Here is a 22,634-nt window from a genome sequence, read left to right on the forward strand (position 1 = left end):
CATTCAACTATTTAAAACGTTTCGTGCAAAGAAAAAATCAAATCAGGAGATGAATACATGACAAGAAAGCCTAAAGCAAAGAGGATACTGATTTTTTTACTGGCCATTCAAATGCTCATATTCAATGCCGGGTTACTAACAGGCCATACAGAGGGACCAAGCAAGAATGCGGCCGGAACTGCTGCAATGCAGACTATTACATCCATGACTCCGGCCGGCGAAACTTCTATTAAAGTAGGATTTGACGGCGGTGCGGGATTTCAATTTCCAACCTTCAACAATGGGGCGGCGTTCAATGACGTAAAAGATGATATTGCCCTTTTTGTGAAACAGAATAATGAGTGGGTTTCAATTGATAACAATCCGGACAGCGGATGGATCTACGACTCTAATTTCGGAAACTGGTGGGAAGGTCCGGGCGGCTACTGGTTTAATCCGGTAGAAGAAACTACGCAGGTGAAAGTGGCTTCCAAAACAAATCCAGGCGTTTTTGTTGAGTATACATTAAACGTCACTCCGGCCGTGCCTCAGCCAATTACAGCCATGTCACCGGCTGGAGCTACTTCACTTGATGTATCACCTTCAGGCGGGGTTGGGTTTGAATTTCCTAGGTTTAACAACGGGGCTACCTTTAAAGATGTAAAGGATGATATTGCCCTCTTTGTAAAGCAGGATGGTGACTGGATTTCAATCGATAACAATGCAGCAAGCGGATGGATCTACGATACGAATTTCGGAAACTGGTGGGAAGGTCCGGGCGGCTATTGGTTTAATCCGGTAGAAGAAACCACGCAGGTGAAAGTGGCTTCCAAAACAAATCCTGATGTGTTTGTTGAATACACGCTGAAGGTTACGGTGCCGGTTAGAAATTCCTTTAAGATCACAAATTTTGACGGCAGATCAACTTTTGAAGCGGATCAAAACGGGGCAATCGGCCTGCCTATACCTAAAATAGACGGCGGCTCCGCGATCAAAAGTGAAGTCGATAAATTTGTCTATGAAGTGAAGGTTGATGATGAGTGGGTCAATATCCTTGAATCCAATTTGACTAAATTCAGCTATTCTTCCAATGGATACAACCGGATGTCTTCTGCCAATCAGTGGGGATACTGGGTGGATTACATCTTTGGACTTTGGTTCCAGCCTATTCAGGAGGACATGGATTTCCGTATTGGCTATCCGCTGAATGGAGAAAAAGGCGGAGAAATCGGAGACAACTATGTTCAGTATAAGTTCATCGGGAATCCGGATGCCTATCGTCCGGACGAAACAAAGTTAGATGATATCCAAATCGGCACGTCTGAGAACTCAGAAATTGCAGGCTGGAATCTAACTTGGGGTGATGAATTTAACGGCACGGAGTTAGATGAATCCAAATGGAATTATTCCACAGGATACTACCTGAATGATGATCCTGGCACTTGGGGCTGGGGCAACAATGAACTTCAGCATTATACGGACAGTGAGGATAATGTTTTTGTAGAAGACGGGAAATTAAACATAAAGGCGCTCGCTGATCCGAAGACATTTCCGCAGGATCCGGACCGTGTAGCCCCCTACTCTTCAGGAAAAATCACGACACAGGATAAATTCACGTTTAAATACGGCAGAATTGATTTCAGCGCGAAGCTTCCCGCCGTTACTGGAGCTTGGCCGGCACTTTGGATGCTGCCGAATGATGATGTATACGGAGGCTGGGCTTCTTCTGGTGAAATAGATGTCATGGAAGCAAAAGGACGTGTTCCTGGATCGACAAGCGGTGCGATCCACTTTGGCGATGAATGGCCATTAAATAAGTATCTTTCCGGTGAACAGACCTTTGCTGACGGAGGAAGAATTGATACAGACTACCATGTTTACAGTTTAATATGGGAGGAAGATATCCTTAGCTGGTATGTTGACGGCAAGTTTTTTTACAGCGTGACAAAGGAACAATGGTATTCAGCAGCGGCAAGGGAAAATCCGCGCGCTCCTTTTGATCAGGACTTTTATATCATCATGAACCTTGCCTTAGGAGGCTGGTTTGATGGAGGAAGAGAACCATCACCGGATGATTTCCCTCTTTCCATGCAAGTAGACTATGTTCGCGTGTATAACCAGGAAGTGAAGGAAGAAGAACCAGTTCCTGTTACAGGCGTAAAAATCAATAAAACGGAAGCTGCATTAACGGCTGCAGGACAGAAAACAACTCTATCGGCTGCCGTTGAACCGTCAAATGCAACGAATAAGAAAGTAACATGGTCCTCAAGCGACGAAACTGTGGCTACAGTTAGCGCCAGCGGTGTTGTAACGGCCGTAAAAAATGGAACAGCGACGATTACGGCAACAACCGAAGATGGACAAAAAACAGCATCATGCACGGTGACTGTCGCCATTGAACCGCAAATACCGGCAGAACAGCTCTTCCCGTTAAAGAACGGTTCGTTCAGCCAGGAGCTTGCTTCATGGTCAGCATGGAGCTGGAAAAGCAATGATAGTTTTATCAATGAGATAAGCGCAAAGGACGGTAAAGCTAAAATTACGATTCCAAAGTTTGATGCCAGCGGTTCTGGAGCTGAAAAATGGGCTGTCCAATTCAAGCAATCCGGACTTCAGCTTCTCAAAGACAAGGAGTATGTAGTCTCATTTGATGCCAGTTCGACAATTCCGCGGGATATGGAATTGGTTGTTCAAAACGCGGCATTTAATAGAGTCTTTGAGAAAAATATATCTTTAACACAGGAAAGTAAAAGATATACCTATTCATTCAAAGCAACAGCAGAAGAAATCGTCGAATTAAACTTCTTATTAGGCAAATATGCTGACTACGACCAGCATGGCATCACAATTGATCATGTCGTCCTTGAAATGAAAAATCCTGCTTCAAACAAGATTAAAAACCCTTCGTTTAAAGATGGAAATGCTTCATGGGAAGTATGGTCGAATGTTGGAGCAACTTCCAGCAATGAAGGCGAGAAGAAGCAAGTAACGATTCCATCATTGGGCAGTGATTTCTGGAGCATTCAATTCAGCCAGCTTGGCCTTTCATTAGAAAAATCAAAGTCCTACCGACTGGTTTTTGATATGTCTTCTACCATTGGAAGAAAAATAGATGCGATTCTTGAAAGCGCCAGCTATGACAAATATGTATGGGAAACGATTGAAGTAAATGAAGAGGCAAATACCTATGCGATCGAATTTACTCATGAAAAGAATACCGACCCTGCTGCAAAGCTTATTTTTGCATTAGGAAAAGTGGACGGACAAGCCGCACTGGGAGAGCATACCGTAACGATTGATAACGTGCATCTTTATGAAATCCCAGAGCTGTCGGCAGATCCGGCTGATCCTCCAGCACCGGAAAAAGAAGGCTACGGTGTTGGAACCATCAAGGAAAATTCTGTAGAGTTTTATGTGAATGATGCTCCTTGGGCCATTATTCATTACATCAAAAATGGCACTACACAGCAGAACATCATGATGAATAAAGCCGGTGACAACTACTCTGTTTACACATTAAATGATGTAAAAGAGGGGGATGTCATTAAATACTGGTTTACCTATGGCTTAGATGCCGGAGGACAAGCAGAATACAACGAGCAGATTTATACGCATAAGTTTGCCGTCGCTGCCCCGACAGCGGATGAGGTATCCGATCAATCTACAGAAGTAACTGGAAAAGCACAAGCCGGTTCGACGGTGACTGTTACGATTGGGACAGAGAAATACTCCTCAGCTGCAGACTCTGCAGGCGCCTTTAAAGTAACGATTCCTAAACAAACGGCAGGCACCGTGCTTAAGATCACAGCAGCAAATGCGGCCGGAAATGTCAGCGAAGAACTGAGCATTACAGTAAAAGATAAAACAGCTCCTGGCAAACCTACTGCGGGTGAAGTATCAGACCAATCGACAGAAGTGACGGGAAAAGCAGAAGCTAGCTCGACTGTTACCGTTATGATTGGACAAGATAAATATACAGCAGCCGTTGATTCGGAAGGTTCTTACAAGGTAACCATACCAAAGCAAAAAGCGGGCACTGTGCTCAAAATTACAGCAGCAGATGCCGCTGGAAATGTGAGCGAAGAACTGAGCATTACGGTAAAAGAAACGGTAGATTCAACGATTCCAACTGCGAACGAAGTATCAGACCATTCTAAAGAAGTAACCGGAAAAGCAGAAGCAGGTTCGGTTGTAACTGTGACAATCGGGACAAAAAAGAAACAGTATACGGCAACTGCGAATGCTGCAGGCGAGTTCAAGGTGAAAATTCCTAAACAAAAAGCAGGAACAATCATTTACCTTACAGCAACTGATGCAGACGGCAATATCAGCGGCACCAGAACGGTCATTGTCACAGATAAAACGGCACCTCAAGCTCCAAAAGCAGACAAAGTAGACAGCCATTCTACATCTGTCACAGGCAAGTCAGAGGCCCATGCCACCATTACAATCAAAACCGGCAGCAAGGTCATCGGAAGCGCCCAGGCAGACCATAAAGGGAAGTTTAACGCTGCAATTGCCAAACAAAAGAAAGATACCATCCTCAGCATCACCGCTACTGATGCAGCAGGGAATGTCAGCAAATCTGCGAGTGTGAAAGTGAAATAATAAGCAGGGAAGCAGAACGTGAAAACAAAAGATGAAGGTGAAAAAGCATGCAGGGTTTGATCTGCATGCTTTTTGGTGAGAGGTATTTTATGTAACGCAGGGAGAAGGCAGGTAAAAACTGCATGACTTGCACGGCCCAAATCGGGCAGAAAATTCTGTTAAAGAAAGTCCTTTTTTATGCTAAATTCTATCTTTTTTATGATATGGGACTCAAAACCATTCCTCATGCTCAATGCATGCTTCCACATTAAAAAAAGACAATTATTCACGCATGCACTGAAAAGCTTTTGGTTTAACTACAAACAAATTTAAATTATGGAAATAAAAAAACCTAATCTCTTTGTATTGCATAAGAGAAATTAGGCTTTCACTTCTAATATTTTATAGCAAATACTTTATAAATTGCCTATTGAAACAAATTTTGTTTCTAAGTATGGCTCAATGCCCTCCGAACCGCCTTCACGTCCCAATCCACTTTCCTTCATTCCGCCAAACGGTACATGAGCAGCAGAAGGAGCTCCATCATTCCACCCTACAATACCAAAGTCCAAATGTTCACTTAAATAGGTTCCAGTTTTGTAATCATTTGTGAAGAAATACGCAGCAAGCCCGTAAGGTGTACTGTTTGCAATTTCAACAGCTTCTTCAATATCCCTAAAGCTCATTATTGGTGCTACAGGACCAAATGTCTCTTCCTGCAGGATTTTCATGTCTTCATTAACATTCTGTAAAACGGTAGGATAGACAAAGAAGAAACCCTGTTCCCTATTAAATCTGAATTTATTTCCAGTCAGGACTTTCGCTCCTTTATCAAGAGCATCATCGATTTGTTCAACAATTTTGTTAAATCCTTTTTCATTGATAATAGGACCAATTTGAGTACCCTCTTCAGAACCATTTCCTACTTTTAACTCTTCCACATTAGCTGTTAGTTTTTGAGAAAATTCTTTAACAATGTTTTCATGAACGATGATCCGGTTAGCACATACACATGTTTGCCCGGCGTTTCTGAATTTAGAGGCAATTGTTTGCTGAACAGCGAAATCAAGATCAGCATCCTCCGCAATGATTAGAGGAGCATGTCCGCCTAATTCCATTGTGACATGTTTGACTGTATCGGCACTATTTTTAATGAGGGACTTTCCTACAGGAGTCGAACCTGTAAACGTAATTTTTCTTACATATTCACTTGAAGTAAATAAGTCTCCCACTTCTTTGCCGTCACCGATCACATATTGAATGGCATCCTTCGGAATTCCTGCTTCATGTGCGAGTTCAATTACCTTTATAGCAGTTAAAGGCGTATCCTCTGCAGGTTTCACAATAAAGGTACAGCCGGCTGCAAGGGCCGGGGCTGCTTTTCTTGTCATCATTGCGGCTGGAAAATTCCACGGGGTAATCGCAGCGACTAATCCTACTGGCTGTTTGCTTATGATAATTCGTTTCGATTCCGAAGACGCCGGAATGGTGCGGCCGTAAATGCGTTTCGCTTCTTCCGCATACCAATCGATATAGCTTGTGGCGTAGTCGACTTCACCCAGTGATTCCTTTAAAGGTTTCCCGTTCTCTAAGGTCATAACTTCAGCGATTTCACTTTTATTTTCCTGTATTTTTCGTGACCATTCTTTTAACAGTCTTGATCGTTCGTGAGCGTTTATTTTAGACCAGCTTTTAAAGCTTTCATGTCCTTTTTTTAGTGCTTGTTTAATTTCCTCTGCAGAATGAACGCTTACTTCTGCAATCATTTCCCCTGTAGCAGGATTATTTACTTTGAATGATTCCGGCATTCGTATTCATCTCTTTTCTATTTTCTTTTGGACTTGTGAAGTATAAAACGGCGCCTATTAAACACCACGCAGCAAGAATGATCCATTCCATCGGCCAGACAAGTGCAGAAGGCATGCCAGGTAAATAGAAACTTAGAAAGACAATGCTTAGAATAATAGCAAGAGTTCCAGTTGTTTTCCAGTATTTTACTCTATACGGACGTTCTAAATTCGGTTCTGTTTTCCGAAGCTTTAAAAAAGCAATAGATACGATCAAATAGCCGACGACGATTCCAACTCCACCCGCATCTACAATCCAAACGAGAGCCGGTCTGCCTAAGAAAGGAGCGATGAAGGCAAGCAGTCCCAAAAAGAGAATGGCGTTTGTAGGAGTTTTATATTTTGGATGAATATGAGCAAACCATCTTGGAATCATATTCCTAATTGCCATTGCATAGAGAATCCGGCTGCCCCCAATAATAAAGGCATTCCAACTTGTGACGATTCCTGCAACACCGCCCAGGACCAGAATGGTGCCAAACCATTGATTCCCAAATAAATTAACCATAGCATCTGCAGTAGCTAATTGGGAATTATTTAACTGCGACTCTGATAACCCTGTTGTAACCCCGAATACGATAAATAAGTAAAACACGACAGATGTAATTATTGAAATAATCAAGATCCTGCCAATAATCTTCGGCGGAGCGTTAATTTCAGAAGCAACCTGCGGAATAACATCAAACCCTACGAACAGGAATGGAATCATTACTAATACGGCCATTGTTCCTCCGGCTCCGTTCTTAAAAAGAGGCTCAAGGTTAGCTGTATTCCCATTTTTAATGGCTCCAAATACTAACAGGAGGCCAACCGCGACAATGGCAACTGTAAAAACAGACTGGAAAATGGATGCTGGTTTTATCCCGAAGTAATTTAAAGCTGTTAAAAGAACGGCGCCAACAGATCCAATCAGGGCCCAGGTTAAGTAAACATCCCATCCCCCCAATGTCCAAAGAAAGACTTGATGCTGCACGGGATAAATATAATCTAAAACGGTAGGAAGCGCGACGGCTTCGAAAGTGATAACAGAAACATATCCAAATAAAACAGCCCAGGCTGCTACAAAAGAACTCCGTTTGCCAAAAGCACGCAAGACGAAAACCAGTCCCCCGCCTGTTTCCGGGATAGCTGCTGCAAGCTCTGCATAAGTTAAGCCAATGAAGATAACCAATAGTCCGCCAATCAAAAAGGCGATGATGCTTCCTAAAAACCCTGCTTTAGATACCCATTCACCTGAAAGAACTACCCATCCCCAACCCAGCATGGCACCCATGGCTAAAAATAAGACATCTACCTTAGACATTGATTTTGAAAAATTTTTCTCCATCCAATTCCCCCCTTGGTATTTAGAAATTAATGAAACGCCTTTTTCAAAATAGCCAGTCCTTTTGCCAATTCATCCTCTGTAATCACAAGCGGCATAAGGAAACGAATAACATTTCCCTTTAAACCGGCAGAGAGAAGCAATAAACCATTTTCATTTGCGTACTTCACAATTTCTGCTGTCTTCTTTTTATTAGGCTGCTTACTTATGCGGTCTTCCACAATTTCAACCGCGACCATAGAACCCAAACGGCGAATATCTCCCATGTAATCATGTTTTTCATATAGTTCATTTAAAACGGCTTCCATTTTTTCTCCAAGCCATTCTGCTTTATCAGCCAGTTTTTCTTCTTCCATAATATCAATGACCGCCAATGCTGCAGCACATGCGACCGGACTTCCTGCATATGTGCCTCCGAGCTCTCCCGGTTCAGCTACATTTAACATTTCCGTTTTTCCCACAACACCACTTAAAGGCAAACCCGCTGCCAATGATTTTGATACTGTTATCAGATCCGGAGCTACATTAAAATGTTCTATCGCAAAAAACTTGCCTGTTCTTCCAAACCCTGTTTGAATTTCATCTGCTACGAATACAATCCCATTTTCCTGACAAAAATCATAAACGGCTTGCACAAACTTAATAGGAGGAATAATAAATCCGCCTTCACCCTGAACCGGCTCCATAACGACGCATGCCACTGTTTCCGGAGCAACTGTGGCAATGAAGAACTCCTTAAACTCTTCTATTTTCATGTCTACATAAGATTCTTCTGTCATTTCATTTGGTTTTTGATAGAGATATGGAAAAGGAGCCTGATAGATTTCCGGAGCAAACGGCCCAAATCCAAATTTATATGGTTTAACTTTGCTGGTCATCGTCATCGTCAAATTTGTTCTCCCATGATACCCACGGACAAATGAAACAACGGCCTGCCTGCCTGTATAGCGCCGTGCTATTTTAATTGCATTTTCCACAGCCTCAGCACCAGAATTAAATAAAATAGCTTGCTTATCAAAGCTACCTGGAGTGATGCGGCACAATTTTTCTGCAAGATTGATGTAGCCTTCATACATCATGACATTAAAGCCAGGATGCAAAAATCTATTAACTTGTTCTTTAACTGCCTGGGTTACCTTCGGATGACTGTGCCCTACATTTAGAGTGCCGATTGCACCTGCAAAATCTATCCATTCGTTCTGATCAATATCTGTAATCGTTGCACTAGAAGCATATTGAGCAATGTTCAAATTCCCATTACTCACACCTTTCGGGATATACTTACTTCTTTTCTCTTGTAATTCTTCAGTAGATAATTGTGAAGTTAACATAATAATCCCCCTTATCTGAATTTATTAATTATTATGATAACTATCTGGTATAATGAAAAGTACCAAACAGAAAATATTTTAGGTACCAGATGAAGAGGGATAACATGATTTATTTTTTAATTGATAAAAAACTAGATTCGCATTTTATATATCAGCAAATTTATAAGGAAATTAAAAATAATATTTTAAAAGGCAGAATGAAACCGAATGATAAACTCCCTTCTAAGAGAACATTGGCAAAACAATTAGATGTCAGTGTCAATTCAGTGATGAATGCGTATGATCAATTATTAGCTGAAGGTTACATTTACACTCTTGAGAGAAAAGGGTATTATGTCGAAAATATCACTCAATTTATCAATCATAAAGAATCAGTTAAAAATACGCTGCCGGCTGATTTAAGGGAAACGATTTTCACCAGTGAAGGCAGACTCTCCCTTTCTCATATGACCTCGAGTTTGTCGTTATTTCCATTCAAAGAATGGCTGAAATCTCAGGAAAAAGCCATAAAGAATCACTCAAAAGAGCTTTCGGAAATGCCGCATCCTCAAGGGCCTTATCTAGTAAGGAAATCAATTTGTCAATTAATTGCGTTAACACGAGGGGTTATATGTGAGCCAGAACAAATCGTGATTGGCGCGGGGACTAAATCATTAGTACGGCAATTAATGGAGCTCCGTAAAAAAGAGACCGTTATTGCCATGGAAGATCCCGGATATTCAAGACTCTATCATTTACTGAAAAAGATGAACTTTGACACACGCCCAGTTAAAATGGATAAAAAAGGAATAATAATTGAAGAGGTAGAACGTTCCGGTGCAAATTTTGCAGTCGTCACGCCCTCTCACCAATTTCCAACCGGTAAAATCATGCCGATTTCAAGACGCATCGAACTACTGAACTGGTCAATTTCTTCTGATGACAGGTACATTATCGAAGATGATTATGATAGTGAATTCAAATATGAAACAGATCATATACCCTCATTGCAAAGCTTAGATCGAAATCACCGTGTCATTTATACAGGCACTTTTTCAAAGACGATGTTTCCGGGATTGCGAATCAGTTATATGGTGCTTCCGCCCAAGTTATTAAGGGCACATCGTGAATACTACGCGGATTTAATCCAATCATGCAACACACTAAGCCTGTTTACGTTGCATTATTTTATAGAATCCGGCGAATACATCCGGCATATTAAACGTATGAATCACCATTATGAAATCAAGAGAAAAAAGTTAATCAAAGAGCTACAGCACAGATTTAAACATAAGGTCTCTATAGAAAATGTTCCCGCCGGGCTTCACTTCCTTGCACAATTCAAAACACCTCTGGATTATGGAGAGATTGAAAAAAGAGCAATTTTAGAAAATATTGAAATCTATACAATGAGGCGTTTCATGCTGGAACACACCATAGAAGAAGATAATAGAATCAGTTTAGTTTTAGGATTTGCCAATATTCAAGAGGAGAAAATAAATGAAGCGGTCGATAGGCTGCATTTGATGTTTTCTTAGAGTTCACTATAAAGGTGTGGTAACTTTATTTTATCAGCAGTGGTCCTTATTTTAATTTTAAAATAATAAAAGCCGGTGTCATTTTACTCGTCGTAAAATGTCACCGGCTTTTTCATTTCAAGAGGAGGGGTTTGTCCCAGCCTCTCTTACTTGTATTATTGAAACAGTTTCGCAATCGTAGTGTCAGGCAGTGCTTTTACTCCACCGACAATTTCATACTCTTCAGCCAGATCAGAATAATACTGAACAGTCTCTTTTGTTGTTGTTTTTGGCTCATTTGGATCTGTTAGAATGACACCGTTGAATAGGCCAGCCGCAAGTGCAGAAGCGGATAGGGCATCCGGGAAATCAGCGCCTGTCGCGATGAACGGATAGTCCATGTCATAGATTCCTTCTTCAACCGCATAATCTACAATCTGAGTATTTGTTGTATAACGGTTGCTTCCGCCAAGTCTGACCATATCCGGAAGAGTTTCAGTCGCTTTAACAGAAACGACTGAAGATCCGCCTGCAACAATGGAATAGTCGGCATCAGCGGATTTCACATATGTTTTAACAACACCTGGAAGATCAGTACTGCGAGTTAGAAGGATTGGAGCTTGGATGATTCCCGCAACAGGAGCAATGGATAGAGCATCCGGATAGTTTTGACCTGAAGCTACAACAAGAGTTCCTGAGTCCATACCTACTTCCTTTGCCACTTTGACAGAAGTTTCGTATCTGTCATTTCCAGCGATCCGGACAATTGTTTTTACACCGTTGTTTTTCAGTTGAGTTTCAACATCAGCTGAGATAACGCCAGTTCCGCCAATCAGATAAACCTTTGTAACGCCAAGGTCTTTTAATTTTGCCATCACTTTGGATGGTACAGCCTTTGTGTCTGTAAGAAGTAGCGGTGCTTCGTGCTTCGCAGCAAGCGGAGTTGCACTAAGTGCATCCGGAAAATCTCTTCCTGTAGCAAGAACAGCCACATCTGATTCCAGCCACTCATCAGCAAGCGCCACTGATGTGTCAAAGCGGTTTTCACCAGCATAACGGTAAGTAGGAGCTGTTTCAGCTGCACTTACTTGAGCAAATGGAAGGCTTAAAGCAAATAACGCAGATAGTACAATCGTTTTTTTCATATAAAGATCCCCCTGAATATCATCTATCAAACTTCTCTATTATACTTTTTGAAAGAATAAAACGGAATGCAATAAATGACAATATCTTACATAAAAAACCTTAAATTTTTCGACAAAATCCTGCTCTTTACAAGCTTCCTTCTTTTGGATAAAATTGAGAACAAATGAAAAGCGATGAGAAGGAAGAGTACATGCAGGGACGCCTCCAAAGAGAGCTTCGGCAGCTGAAAAGAAGCGTGGCAGACCGCACGGAAAATGACCTTTGAGCTTCACACCGAACGTGCACATGCACAAGTAGACTGTGACGTGGTTGCTGACGTTACAACAGTATACGTATCAGGCTTTCATGCCCCGTACGGACAAAGGCAGGTCAATTGATCTGTAAACTAAGGTGGTACCGCGACTTCAACCCTCGTCCTTAGACTGTTTCAGTCTATGGACGGGGGTTTTTTGCGTGGAAAAGGAGGAAAAATGATGAGTATTTTTATTGGAGGAGCTTGGCCCTATGCAAATGGATCCCTGCATATCGGACATATTTCCAGTCTTTTGCCGGGAGATCTTCTGGCCCGCTATTACCGGCTGAAAGGAGAAAGGGTGTTGTATGTATCAGGGAGTGACTGCAACGGAACACCTATTTCAATCAGAGCAAGGCAGGAAAACGTGGACGCAGCTGTGATTGCAGATCGCTACCATAAGGAATTTTCCGATTGTTTCACCAAACTTGGCTTTACGTATGACTGCTACACACGAACGGATTCGGCCCATCACCACAAGACAGTCCAGGAAATTTTCCTGTCCCTGCTTGAGAACGGCTCTCTTTACGAAAAAGAAACCAGGCAGGCATATTGCGGACATTGCGAACAGTTTTTGGCTGACCGGTACGTGGAAGGTGTCTGTCCCTCCTGTTCATCGCGGGCAAGAGGAGATCAGTGTGACGTGTGCTCTGCCATTCTCGACCCGCTCGAACTGATTGACAAGGAATGTAAGCTTTGCGGGCATGAGCCCGAGGCGAGAGAAACCGCCCATTATTATTTCAGCCTTTCTTCCCTCCAGGTTGCGCTGGAAGAGTATACATCTAAAAACGCCTCAAATTGGCGTGAAAATGCGGTGAATCTGACTAAACGATATCTGGCAGAAGGCCTTCAGGACAGGTGTGCCACACGTGATCTGCCGATTGGCGTGCCGGTTCCGGTCAAAGGCTACGAAAAGAAAAAAATCTATGTCTGGATCGAGGCGGTATCAGGCTATCTATCTGCAAGCAGGCTCTGGGCGGAAGAAACCGGAGAGGACTGGAAAGAATTCTGGAAGGATGATACCTCCTCCTATTACGTTCACGGGAAGGACAACATTCCGTTTCACACCATTATTTGGCCTGGTATCCTTACAGCCCTTGGCGGACTAAAACGGCCGGAGCATATCATCTCCAGTGAATATGTAACCCTTGAAAAAAGAAAGCTGTCCACAAGCCAAAACTGGGCTGTCTGGGCGCCTGATCTTCTTGAACGCTATCATCCCGATTCCATTCGCTATTTCCTGACCATCAACGGACCGGAAAAAAGAGACACCGATTTTTCTTGGAGAGAATTTATCCATTCTCACAACGGAGAGCTGCTTGGAGCCTTTGGAAATCTAGTAAACAGAACGTTAAAGTTTATTGAAAAATCCTTTGGCGGAACCATTTCCGGATGTCCGGATTCTGTGATTGAAGAGGAGATTAAGGATCTCTTCAAGCAGGCTGGAGTACTGATTGAAAGCGGTCAGTTCAAAGCTTCGCTTGAAACCATTTTCGCTTTCATCCGGCATCTGAATAAATACTTTGATGAAAAGAAACCATGGATTTCTATCAAACAAGATAAAGATGACTGCCAAAAAGTACTTTTCACCTGTACGCTGGCCATTGCCAACTTGTCGGTTATCCTGCAGCCTTTTCTGCCTTTTTCCTGCCTTAGGATACAGGAGACGCTGAACCTGTCAGCGGAAGAATGGGCATATTTTCAACAGCAGGTCTTTACAGTTCAGGATGTGAAGCCGCTGTTTGAACGGATTGATCTGGAGAGGATTGACGTGGAAACTGAGAGGCTTCTGAAGTAATAAAAACCGGGAATACTGTTATGCCAGTATTCCCGGTTTTTGATGATCTTGAGAAGGAAGCTCTACATAAAAAACACTTCCCCTGCCAAGTTCACTTTCCACAGTTATTTTCCCGCCATGGATATCAACAATTTTTTTAACGATGGATAACCCAAGTCCAGTTCCTGTTTTGGTACGTGATTTGTCAGCTTTGTAAAACCTCTCAAAAATGCGTTTTTGATCGCTTTCTGACATGCCGATTCCGTTGTCAGCGATGGAGAAAGATATGTGGTCAGCGTTTGAGCGAAGCACGATTTCTATCGTTCCCTGATCAGATGTGAATTTTATGGCGTTGATCAAGAGGTTCAGCCATACTTGCTGCAGGAGTTCCTCGTCCCCTGTAAATACTGCCTTATCAAGTGTAATAACCAGATGAAGGTCCTTTTTTTCCCACTGATTCTGGAGAAGCAGAATCACTCTGCGGATCTGTTCATCAAGGTCAAACGTGCTTTGTTTATACTGAATGGCCTGGTGTTCAAGCTTTGACAGCCTGAGAAGATTTGCTGACAGGTTTGACAGCCGTTCGCTTTCTTCAATCACGATGTCTGTATATTCTTCCCTCTCCTTTAATGACAAGTCCTTCTTTTTCAGCAGTTTGCCAAAGCCATGGATAGAGGAAAGAGGTGTTTTAAATTCATGGGACACTGATGATACAAATTCTTTATGAAGATACTCATTTGCCTTCAATTCTTTTATCATGAGATTAAAGTTTTTAACGAGGTCACTGATTTCATCTTTCCCTTTTTCGCGGATGTGTATTTCGAAATTCCCCTTTGCCACTTCGACGGATGCTTTAGATAAAGATTTTATAGGCTTTACGACCATGGAAACCGCAAACAGAATCAGAAGAGAGCCCAATAGAATCGCTGTAAGAAGAACCGTCCGGGCCGTCCTTTGGAAACGGACGATTAGGTTGTTATCCACATCAGGATGTACGGTCACATACTGTCCGTCAATGATTGCAGCTGTAACAGGCAGCGGAGGCCGGCTGTCCAGCTCACTCGTAACGCTACTTTCCTCCTCAAGCTTCTCAAGCTCACTTTCCAGAGACAAATATTGTCCTGCTTGTAAGAGTTCTTCCCTGTTTACAAACACCTGAATATTCATGTCCGGGCTGCTGATGTACTGAATGGCCTCATGAAGAGGGATATCCTTTTCAGCAACAAGTGAAGTGACAGCTGTGATTCGGTCTTCGAGCTGCTCTTTCACGATATTCTTCAGGTCATCTAATTGAAATGCCGTAACAACGCTAAGTGCCAGCAAAGCAGAAGCAATAAGAATGCCGATAAAAAGAAGGACAAACCTGACATAAATGGAGTTCAGCATCGCTTTCACGAATGGCCTCTTTTCTCTGCTTTATACCCCAGTCCCCACACAGTAACGATTTCAAATTCCTTTACAGCCGCAAGCTTTTCCCGGAGGCGCTTTATATGGACATCGACAGTACGTTCAATACTTTGAACATCATATCCCCAAATTTCATCCATGAGCTGCTGCCGGGTAAAGATCTTTTTAGGGTTAGACAAAAGCTTATAGAGGAGCTTAAATTCTTTTGATGTCAATCCAATCACAACATCGCCCGATGTGACTGTCATCTGATCCTGGTTCAGCACCGTGCTTCCTATTTCAAGGAGATTAGAAGAAGTGATTTTCGCCCTCCGCAAAAGAGCCGTGACTCTCAAAAGCATCTCCTCCATATCGACCGGTTTGACCATGTAATCATCACCGCCTGCAAAGAAACCTTTTCTTTTGTCTTCAACTGTTTCTAGAGCAGTAATGATCAAGATGGGGAATTCATACCCGGACTCCCGCAAATCACTTGTCAGTTCCAGACCGTCAGTTGCCGGCATCATGACATCGGTAATTAATAAATCGATGTGATGATGTTCCATAACCCTCAGAGCCTCATCGCCGTCACTTGCTTCAAGTACACGATACCCTGAGTTTACAAGGTGATCTTTTATCAGCCGCCTTATGTTTGCATCGTCTTCTGTAACCAATATCGTTGCCATGGTTCCACCGCCTATTTCACGTTTCCTGACTGTTTGATCTTCTCAGCTTATAAAGCCGGTACGTACTAAATGCTAATACAATTGTTCCCATTATCATAGCGCCTACAGATACATTGTTCAATGTTTTGGGCGGTCCTGCGGTACCCATCATCTGAAGGATTTGATTCGGTAACCCCATTTCTTCTGCCTGCTGTTTTAGCTCGGGGGTCAGTCCTCCGTTTTTTTTCACTTCCTCTATAAACTGCTGTACCTTAAACATATCCATGTTTTCAGGCAAACCTGCACCGGGCATCCCTCCTGCAGGCATCTCGTTCATTGGTGGAAGACCTCGAGGCTTGAAAGCGCCGCCTTCATCAGGCGGGTTCAGGAAAAGTGGCAGTGCAGTCAGGATCATGACCGTGATTGACAGTCCAATTAAACTGATAAAAAACCATTTTGATTTTAGCATTATTCTCCCCCCATTAATTGCTTCTGAGCGCATCAATAGGATGCAGCTGAGAAGCCTTTCTAGCCGGTGCAAATCCGAACAAGATTCCAATAGCCGCCGAGAAACCGATTGCAAGCAGGATGGTAGAAGCAGAGAGCGCAAAACTTGTTCCCATGATGCTGCATACCACAAAGGCAATGGCAACTCCTGTCACCAAACCAATCAGTCCTCCAAATAGGGAAAGAAAGACAGATTCAAATAAGAATTGCTGCTGAATGCGTTTAGGTTCTGCTCCAAGCGCTTTTCTGAGGCCGATTTCAGCCGTCCTCTCCGTTACTGAAACAAGCATCATGTTCATGATCCCGATTCCGCCGACGACAAGTGAGATAGAAGCTATTCCGCCGAGCATAAGAGTCATCATATCGGTTATGTCATTAATAGAAGAAATCATATCTCCCATATTTATGATGGAGTAGCCTTCATTTTTATAGTTAAATGCCTGATTCATGACCTTTTCCACGCCGCTTGTCACTTCATCTGAATTTTTGGGGTCATCCATGTAGATATCGGCTTTTGAAACAGAACCCGTTTGAAGAAAGCCCATGGCTGTTGTATACGGCATGACAACCGTTTCATTGGTTGAATCATTTGAGTAGCTGTCTGATTCCTTCAGCGTTCCGATGACCTGAAAATTCACGCCTGCTATCTGGATGTTTTCACCGACAGGATCCTTCCCCCAAAACAGCTCTTTTTCAATTCCTGAGCCGATTAGGACAACACGGTTTTTATTCTCAATATCCAGCTTATTGATGGCTCTTCCTTCTTCAACAAGATCTTCATTTTTTCGAAAGTGCACCTGATTTTTCCCCTGGATCGAGATGTCTTCCATAACGTTCTTTGAATATGCGATTGACGTTTTCCCGCTCAGTGTAGGAGAAACACCCGTCACATGCTCTATTTTTTCAAGCTCTCCTATGTCACTTTCAAGCAAACCTTGCTTTAAGGGAGTCCCCTGCACCTGTACAGTCACTTTATCCGCGCCGAGAGAGGACATCTGCTCTGTTACTTCTCCTGTAGCTCCTTTAACAATGGTTATAAGGGCAATAATGGATGCTACCCCGATGACAATGCCTAAAATGGTGAGGAACGAGCGCATTTTATTATGAGCAATGTTCATCCAGGACATTTTGATGTTTTCAAGCATCATGAGTGTGTCACCTCCCCAAGCTCCCCGTCCAAAATGCGGACGATCCGGCTGCCGTTTTTGGCTACCTCCAGATCATGAGTAATCATGATAATCGTCTTTCCTTCCTCATGCAGCTCACGGAACAGGCTCATAATTTGCTGGCCTGTCTTTTGATCGAGCGCTCCAGTTGGTTCGTCCGCAAGCAGAATAGAAGGTTCTGTCACTAAAGCTCTTGCAATCGCCACCCTTTGCTGCTGGCCTCCGGAAAGCTGGCTTGGACGGTTTTGCATTTTTTCTGCAAGACCAAGCCGGGTAAGCATCTCTTCTGCACGCTTCCTTCGTTCCTTTGCAGGCATTCCTGTATAGATAAGCGGCAGCTCTGTATTTTGCAGAGCCGTCAGTTTTTGAAGAAGCTGAAACTGCTGAAAGATAAAACCAATCTCTTTATTCCTGACGGCGGCAAGTTCACGTTCATCTAAATGGTCAACCTTATTTCCGGATAAAGAGTAGTTGCCGGATGTCGGTTCATCGAGAAGCCCGATGATATTCATCAGCGTTGATTTGCCTGAACCGGATGGTCCGAGCACGGACACAAATTCACCCTTTTTAATGTCGAGATTAACGGACTTTAAAACCGTCTGCTCATCTTCTCCCATCAGATAGGATTTATAAATATCCTTTAAACGTAAAACAGATTCACTCATTTATTGTCCCCCCTGCGAGCCGGAAGGACCCATTCCCTCAGGTCTTGGAAGCATAAAGCCGCCTGGTGCCGCGGGCTGCTCCTCTGACGGAATCACAACTGTTTCTCCGATCGCGAGCCCCTCTTTCACTTCAACATGCACACCGTCATTGATCCCGGTTTTAATGTATTTTCTTTTTGGCTGGCCATCTTTTACCGGTACAAGGACATATGGATTGTCATTGCTGTCAAACTGCACAGCATCCATCGGCAATGATGGCACATCCGCCGCCTGTTCATTCAGGATTTTAGCTTCAGCACTCATTCCGGCACGAATGTCTTCATTTTCCTCAAGGTCAATAACAGCCGTAAAATAGGCCACGCCATTTTCATTTGCTGCCTCTTTGGAGATGGAGGAAATAACCCCCTTCACTTCTTGATCAAGAGCTGAAATCATGACATTTACCTCTTTGTCTTCTTTCACACTCTTCAAATCGTACTCATCCACTTTCATGCTTGTCTGCAAATCTGAATAATTCACAATTTCCAGCAGTTCTGCTCCCGCCATAACCTGAGCGTTCTCCTCCGCTGTGACAGCTGAGATTTCTCCATCAATAGGTGCTTTTATTTCTTCACCTGCCGCTGTTTCTATGAGAACATCATCCTTCTTTACTGCATCCCCTTCTTCCACTTTGATCTCCTCTACTTGCATGGCTGTTTCACTTCTGACAATCTTGCGGTCCTTTGCTTCAACTGTTCCGGAGAATGTGTAATAGGATGATAGATCGCCATTCTCTGCGCTGACTTCTTTATAGACAGCCTGACCCTTCGGCATAAAGAGAGGAGCTGCTGCTGCGCCTGCAACAACAAATCCAATCACAATTCCGATAACCAGCTTGGTTTTCTTTTTCTTCTTTTTTGCACTCATGTTTGATCCCTCCAATATGTGATGAGATAAAAGTACATGAGATTTATGAACTGATTATGAACTTCCGTTAAGGGAGTAGATTGATTTTGGGGGTGGTGCTACAAATGGGGGAGCCTACACCGGGAAAGTGGTAGCACCATGGGGAAAATGGTGCCACAAATGGGGAAGTCTTTGCACGGAAAGTGGCGGCACTATGCGGAATGGCGCCACAAACATGGATGCTTTCACATGAAAAGTGGCGGCACTACGGAGAATGACGCCACAAGCCTAGAAACTTCACATGAAAAGTGGCAGCACTACGGGGAATGACGCCACAAACATGGATGCTTTCACATGTAAAGTGGCAGCACTACGGGGAATGACGCCACAAACATGGATGCTTTCACATGAAAAGTGGCAGCACTACGGGGAATGACGCCACAAACATGGATGCTTTCACATGAAGAGTGGCGGCACTATGCGGAATGGCGCCACAAACGTGGAAGTTTTCACATGAAAAGTGGCGGCACTATGAGAATGGCGCCACATATGGGAGAACCTTTACACAGAAAGTGGCGGCACTCTTCAATCTTCCAATTCTTCCCGCACAAAAAAGACCAACCCTGATGGATTGGCTTCAACTGTATTTTATTTACGGCCCAAAACGGTGCGAAAAGTTTGAGAGAGTCTAAACCAAAACTTCCCCTCTCAGCTTCTCCACCCCGTACCGTTTCAAGAACTTTGCAAAGTACTCCCGCTTTTTTCCGTTCGCCGCGTAAATGTCAATGATCTTCTCAACTGCAGAGTACAGCTGCGCGGGTGTGAGTCCTTCAAACAGCAGCGTTCCGGTCTGGGCATTCATGCCTTTAGCCCTGCCGCCGATGTACAGGTCATAGGAATCTTTCATTTTTATCACGCCGATGTCGTTGACGAGAGGCTCACCGCAGGCATTAGGGCATCCGGTGTAGGCTGCTTTGAGCGGAAACGGAACCGGTTTTCCCTGTATTCTTTCGTTCAGTTCAATGGCGGTGGGCATCCCTTCTTCTTCAGCGCCTTTGCAGAAGTTGCAGGTTCGCAGGCTTTTGACAAAGTTCCCGACGGGATACCACTGCAGTCCGCAGAGCTGAAAGGCTGTTTTGGCTTCTTCCAGCTTGCTTTCAGGAATGTCGAGATAGAGCTGCTGAAAGGTTGTGAGCTCAAGTTCCTTGTCCTCTTCCATGTAGGCGGCAAGCGCCAAAAGCTGCTTGGCGGTCAATTTGGCCCCGAAGCCGATGCCTCCATTCACCGCCAATTTAACGGTTTTTTCTTCTATGATCAACAGCTGCACACTCCCCGTTTTCTTTTAAGTATACCTTTCTGTCAGAAAAGTGTGAACAGCTATTTCCGGGTTTGATACCCTGACAGAAACGTTAAAATGGCATGGGCGGCAAGCCTGCTCGTCATATCCCTGAAGTCGACGGCCGGATCAATCTCTACGATATCAAGGGCTTTAACCTGCGGCGTTTCTCCAAGAAAACGCATGGCTTCAATCAGCATCCTTGCATCCATTCCACCGGGGCCAATAGCCGGACACCCTGGAGCAAACGCCTGGTCCATGACATCCATGTCTAGAGAAACGTAAATCTGGTCTGTTTCTTTGAGCAGTTCGTGAACGGCTGTCTCCAAGATTGTCAGAATGCCGGTTTCATAGACATCCTGCATGGTATAAATGTGGACGCCATGCTGTTTTCCGTAATCCGTGTAGGCTTTTCCATTGGAGAAATTGCGGATTCCGATTTGGTGAAGATGCTTACCTTCAAGTACGCCCTTTTCAATCAGCTGCCTGAATGGCGTTCCGTTTGAAGGGCCGCCATCTTCAAGGTTCCGGAGATCGTGATGGGCATCAAACTGGATGATCCCCGCTTTGCCCCTTGCCTCTTTAAAACTTTTAAAAAGAGGGGCCGTGACAGAATGATCGCCGCCAAGGAAGATTGGAAGAATGTCAGTGTGCCTGTTCAGGATGCCTGCTGCTGTTTCTTCGATTCGTCTGATTGAATCTGACAGGTCTGTCACATGCATGGTGATGTCCCCGAAATCTGTGATTGGCTGGATATCCATGTCATCCTGAATGGAATATGTGGTAAAAGAGTTCATCATTTTCCTGATTGTCTGCGGGGCAAAGGATGCTCCCGAGTGGCTGATTGACGGTTTTGACAGGGGGACTCCGATCAGGCCGATGCCTGAAGCGTCTCCCTCTTTCCAATTTCCAAGCAGCTTTCCGGCCTTTGTTATGCCTCTGTCTGTAAAACCAGCCTCATGTGAAAGATAGGGAAGCCCGCTCATGACAGTCCCCCTTTTCATACACGACAGCGCCTTTTTTAATAACGGTCCCAACATGGTTCACACCAAAATGGTACGGAATGTATTCATAGTTGTCTGCGTTCCAGATGACAAGGTCCGCCTGCTGCATCGGGGCAATCACGCCTCTCTGTCCGCCGAGACCAATGGCATGGGCGGCATTTACCGTGACCGCATTCCAGATCTCCTTCACTGTCATTTTGTACATAACGGTAGCAAATGACATGATCAGCTGCAGGTTTTCAGTCGGACAGCTGCCGGGATTAAAGTCCGTTGCAAGGGTCACAGCGACGCCCTCATCAAGCATCTTCCTTGCCTTGGCATGATCCGGTTTGTTCAGGTAAAAAGAGGTTCCCGGAAGAAGACAGGCGATGACGCCGGTCTCTGCAAGACGCTTAATGCCTGCTTCTGATGCGCCTACCAGATGCTCTGCACTGACAGCGCCGAGCTCTGCGGCAAGCTCAGCCCCGCCTAACGGGTCAATCTCGTCTGCATGGATCTTAAGCCCGAATCCCCTCTGTTTAGCCTTTGTCAAAAAGGCACGGGACTGTTCGATTGTGAACACGCCTGTTTCGCAAAAGATATCAACAAACCGGGCAAGGTCTTCTTTTTCAATGACATCAAGCAGCTGAAGCATTTCGTCTAAGAACACTTCTGGCTGATTCCTGCGTTCTGCAGGAATGGCATGGGCGCCGAGAAAGGTGGAAACGACGTCTACAGGATGTTCCGCGTTTAATTTTTTCGCCGTTCTCAGCTGTTTAAGCTCAGCACCCGCTTCAAGTCCGTACCCGCTTTTTGCTTCAACCGTTGTCGTTCCGTATGACAGCATTTCATTCAAGTGCCCGGCTGCTTTTTTATAGAGATCCGCTTCGGTTGCGGCTCTTGTTTTTTCCACGGTCGAAAGAATCCCCCCGCCCCGCTTCAGGATTTCAAGGTATGGCACCCCCTGCTGCTTGAGGCCCATCTCATGTTCCCTTGATCCCGCAAAGACAAGATGGGTATGCGGGTCGATGAGACCGGGAGTGACAAGGCGGCCGCCGCAGTCAATCTGTTTGTCCGCCTCCCAGTCCGCAGCCGAGGATGTTGCTGCAATCTCTGCAACCTTGCCGTCCTTTATGGCTATGGACATGTTTTCAAGAACAATGAGCTGATCCATTTCTTTTCCGCAGAGCGGTCCTTCTTTTCCATAATCCATCGTCAGGAGCTGGCCAATATTCTCAAGTATTAAGTCGTATTGCATAATA

The 22,634-nt window shown here is 44.1% G+C and carries 16 protein-coding genes and 1 other annotated feature; of the genes, 3 read left to right on the top strand and 13 right to left on the bottom strand.

The window, feature by feature from the left end; all coding sequences use genetic code 11:
- Positions 1-57 precede the first annotated feature (57 nt).
- A complete protein-coding gene (locus tag ACK1LH_RS18160) occupies positions 58-4,587 on the top strand; it encodes an Ig-like domain-containing protein (RefSeq protein WP_411333835.1) in 4,530 nt (1,509 codons plus the stop codon).
- Positions 4,588-4,982: 395 nt separating this feature from the next.
- Here ACK1LH_RS18160 and ACK1LH_RS18165 read toward each other — a convergent pair whose 3' ends face one another.
- Genes ACK1LH_RS18165 through gabT form a run of 3 tightly spaced genes read right to left on the bottom strand, consistent with a single transcriptional unit; the run spans position 4,983 to position 9,068 of the window.
- Entirely contained in the window at positions 4,983-6,374 is a 1,392-nt protein-coding gene (locus ACK1LH_RS18165) for an NAD-dependent succinate-semialdehyde dehydrogenase (protein WP_411333837.1), read from the bottom strand.
- A complete protein-coding gene (locus ACK1LH_RS18170) occupies positions 6,349-7,740 on the bottom strand; it encodes an APC family permease (RefSeq protein ID WP_411333838.1) in 1,392 nt (463 codons plus the stop codon). Before ACK1LH_RS18170 ends, ACK1LH_RS18165 begins: the two co-directional genes overlap by 26 nt.
- Positions 7,741-7,766: 26 nt before the next feature.
- On the bottom strand, positions 7,767-9,068 hold the full coding sequence (gene gabT / locus ACK1LH_RS18175) for a 4-aminobutyrate--2-oxoglutarate transaminase (protein WP_411333839.1): 1,302 nt from the start codon (positions 9,066-9,068) through the stop codon (positions 7,767-7,769).
- A gap of 104 nt (positions 9,069-9,172) precedes the next feature.
- Between gabT and ACK1LH_RS18180 the strand changes: the two genes are divergently transcribed.
- Positions 9,173-10,585, top strand: a complete 1,413-nt coding sequence (locus ACK1LH_RS18180) for a PLP-dependent aminotransferase family protein (protein WP_411333840.1) — start codon at positions 9,173-9,175, stop codon at positions 10,583-10,585.
- Between the two features lie 155 nt (positions 10,586-10,740).
- Here the strand turns inward: ACK1LH_RS18180 and ACK1LH_RS18185 are convergent, their stop codons facing one another.
- On the bottom strand, positions 10,741-11,709 hold the full coding sequence (locus tag ACK1LH_RS18185; protein ID WP_411333841.1) for a cell wall-binding repeat-containing protein: 969 nt from the start codon (positions 11,707-11,709) through the stop codon (positions 10,741-10,743).
- A 165-nt stretch (positions 11,710-11,874) separates the two neighbouring features.
- Positions 11,875-12,132 (top strand) — a binding site (T-box leader).
- 51 nt (positions 12,133-12,183) lie between these two features.
- Here ACK1LH_RS18185 and metG point away from each other — a divergent pair.
- Positions 12,184-13,800, top strand: coding sequence for a methionine--tRNA ligase (gene metG / locus ACK1LH_RS18190; protein ID WP_411333842.1), 1,617 nt, complete (start codon positions 12,184-12,186; stop codon positions 13,798-13,800).
- Between the two features lie 18 nt (positions 13,801-13,818).
- Here metG and ACK1LH_RS18195 read toward each other — a convergent pair whose 3' ends face one another.
- The 9 genes from ACK1LH_RS18195 to hutI form a co-directional block, all read right to left on the bottom strand.
- Positions 13,819-15,165 carry an ATP-binding protein gene (locus ACK1LH_RS18195; RefSeq protein WP_411335123.1) on the bottom strand — a complete coding sequence of 449 codons (1,347 nt, stop codon included), beginning with the start codon at positions 15,163-15,165 and terminating at the stop codon, positions 13,819-13,821.
- A gap of 5 nt (positions 15,166-15,170) precedes the next feature.
- The gene (locus tag ACK1LH_RS18200; RefSeq protein WP_282035291.1) at positions 15,171-15,851 is read right to left on the bottom strand and encodes a response regulator transcription factor; all 681 of its coding nucleotides are present in this window, start codon (positions 15,849-15,851) and stop codon (positions 15,171-15,173) included.
- Positions 15,852-15,867: 16 nt separating this feature from the next.
- Positions 15,868-16,299 carry a hypothetical protein gene (locus ACK1LH_RS18205; protein WP_282035290.1) on the bottom strand — a complete coding sequence of 144 codons (432 nt, stop codon included), beginning with the start codon at positions 16,297-16,299 and terminating at the stop codon, positions 15,868-15,870.
- A 13-nt stretch (positions 16,300-16,312) separates the two neighbouring features.
- Positions 16,313-17,485, bottom strand: a complete 1,173-nt coding sequence (locus ACK1LH_RS18210; RefSeq protein WP_411333843.1) for an ABC transporter permease — start codon at positions 17,483-17,485, stop codon at positions 16,313-16,315.
- A complete protein-coding gene (locus ACK1LH_RS18215; RefSeq protein WP_411333844.1) occupies positions 17,482-18,168 on the bottom strand; it encodes an ABC transporter ATP-binding protein in 687 nt (228 codons plus the stop codon). Before ACK1LH_RS18215 ends, ACK1LH_RS18210 begins: the two co-directional genes overlap by 4 nt.
- Positions 18,169-19,074, bottom strand: coding sequence for an efflux RND transporter periplasmic adaptor subunit (locus tag ACK1LH_RS18220; protein WP_411333845.1), 906 nt, complete (start codon positions 19,072-19,074; stop codon positions 18,169-18,171).
- Positions 19,075-19,741: 667 nt separating this feature from the next.
- Positions 19,742-20,371: a nitrite reductase gene (locus ACK1LH_RS18225; protein WP_411333846.1), complete on the bottom strand. Its 630-nt coding sequence runs from the start codon at positions 20,369-20,371 to the stop codon at positions 19,742-19,744.
- A 59-nt stretch (positions 20,372-20,430) separates the two neighbouring features.
- A complete protein-coding gene (gene hutG / locus ACK1LH_RS18230) occupies positions 20,431-21,375 on the bottom strand; it encodes a formimidoylglutamase (RefSeq protein WP_029566723.1) in 945 nt (314 codons plus the stop codon).
- Positions 21,347-22,630, bottom strand: a complete 1,284-nt coding sequence (gene hutI / locus ACK1LH_RS18235; RefSeq protein WP_411333848.1) for an imidazolonepropionase — start codon at positions 22,628-22,630, stop codon at positions 21,347-21,349. Before hutI ends, hutG begins: the two co-directional genes overlap by 29 nt.
- Positions 22,631-22,634 lie beyond the last annotated feature (4 nt).

It is taken from the genome of Metabacillus indicus (assembly GCF_046603695.1).
GTDB classification, from domain to species: Bacteria; Bacillota; Bacilli; order Bacillales; family Bacillaceae; genus Bacillus_P; species Bacillus_P indicus.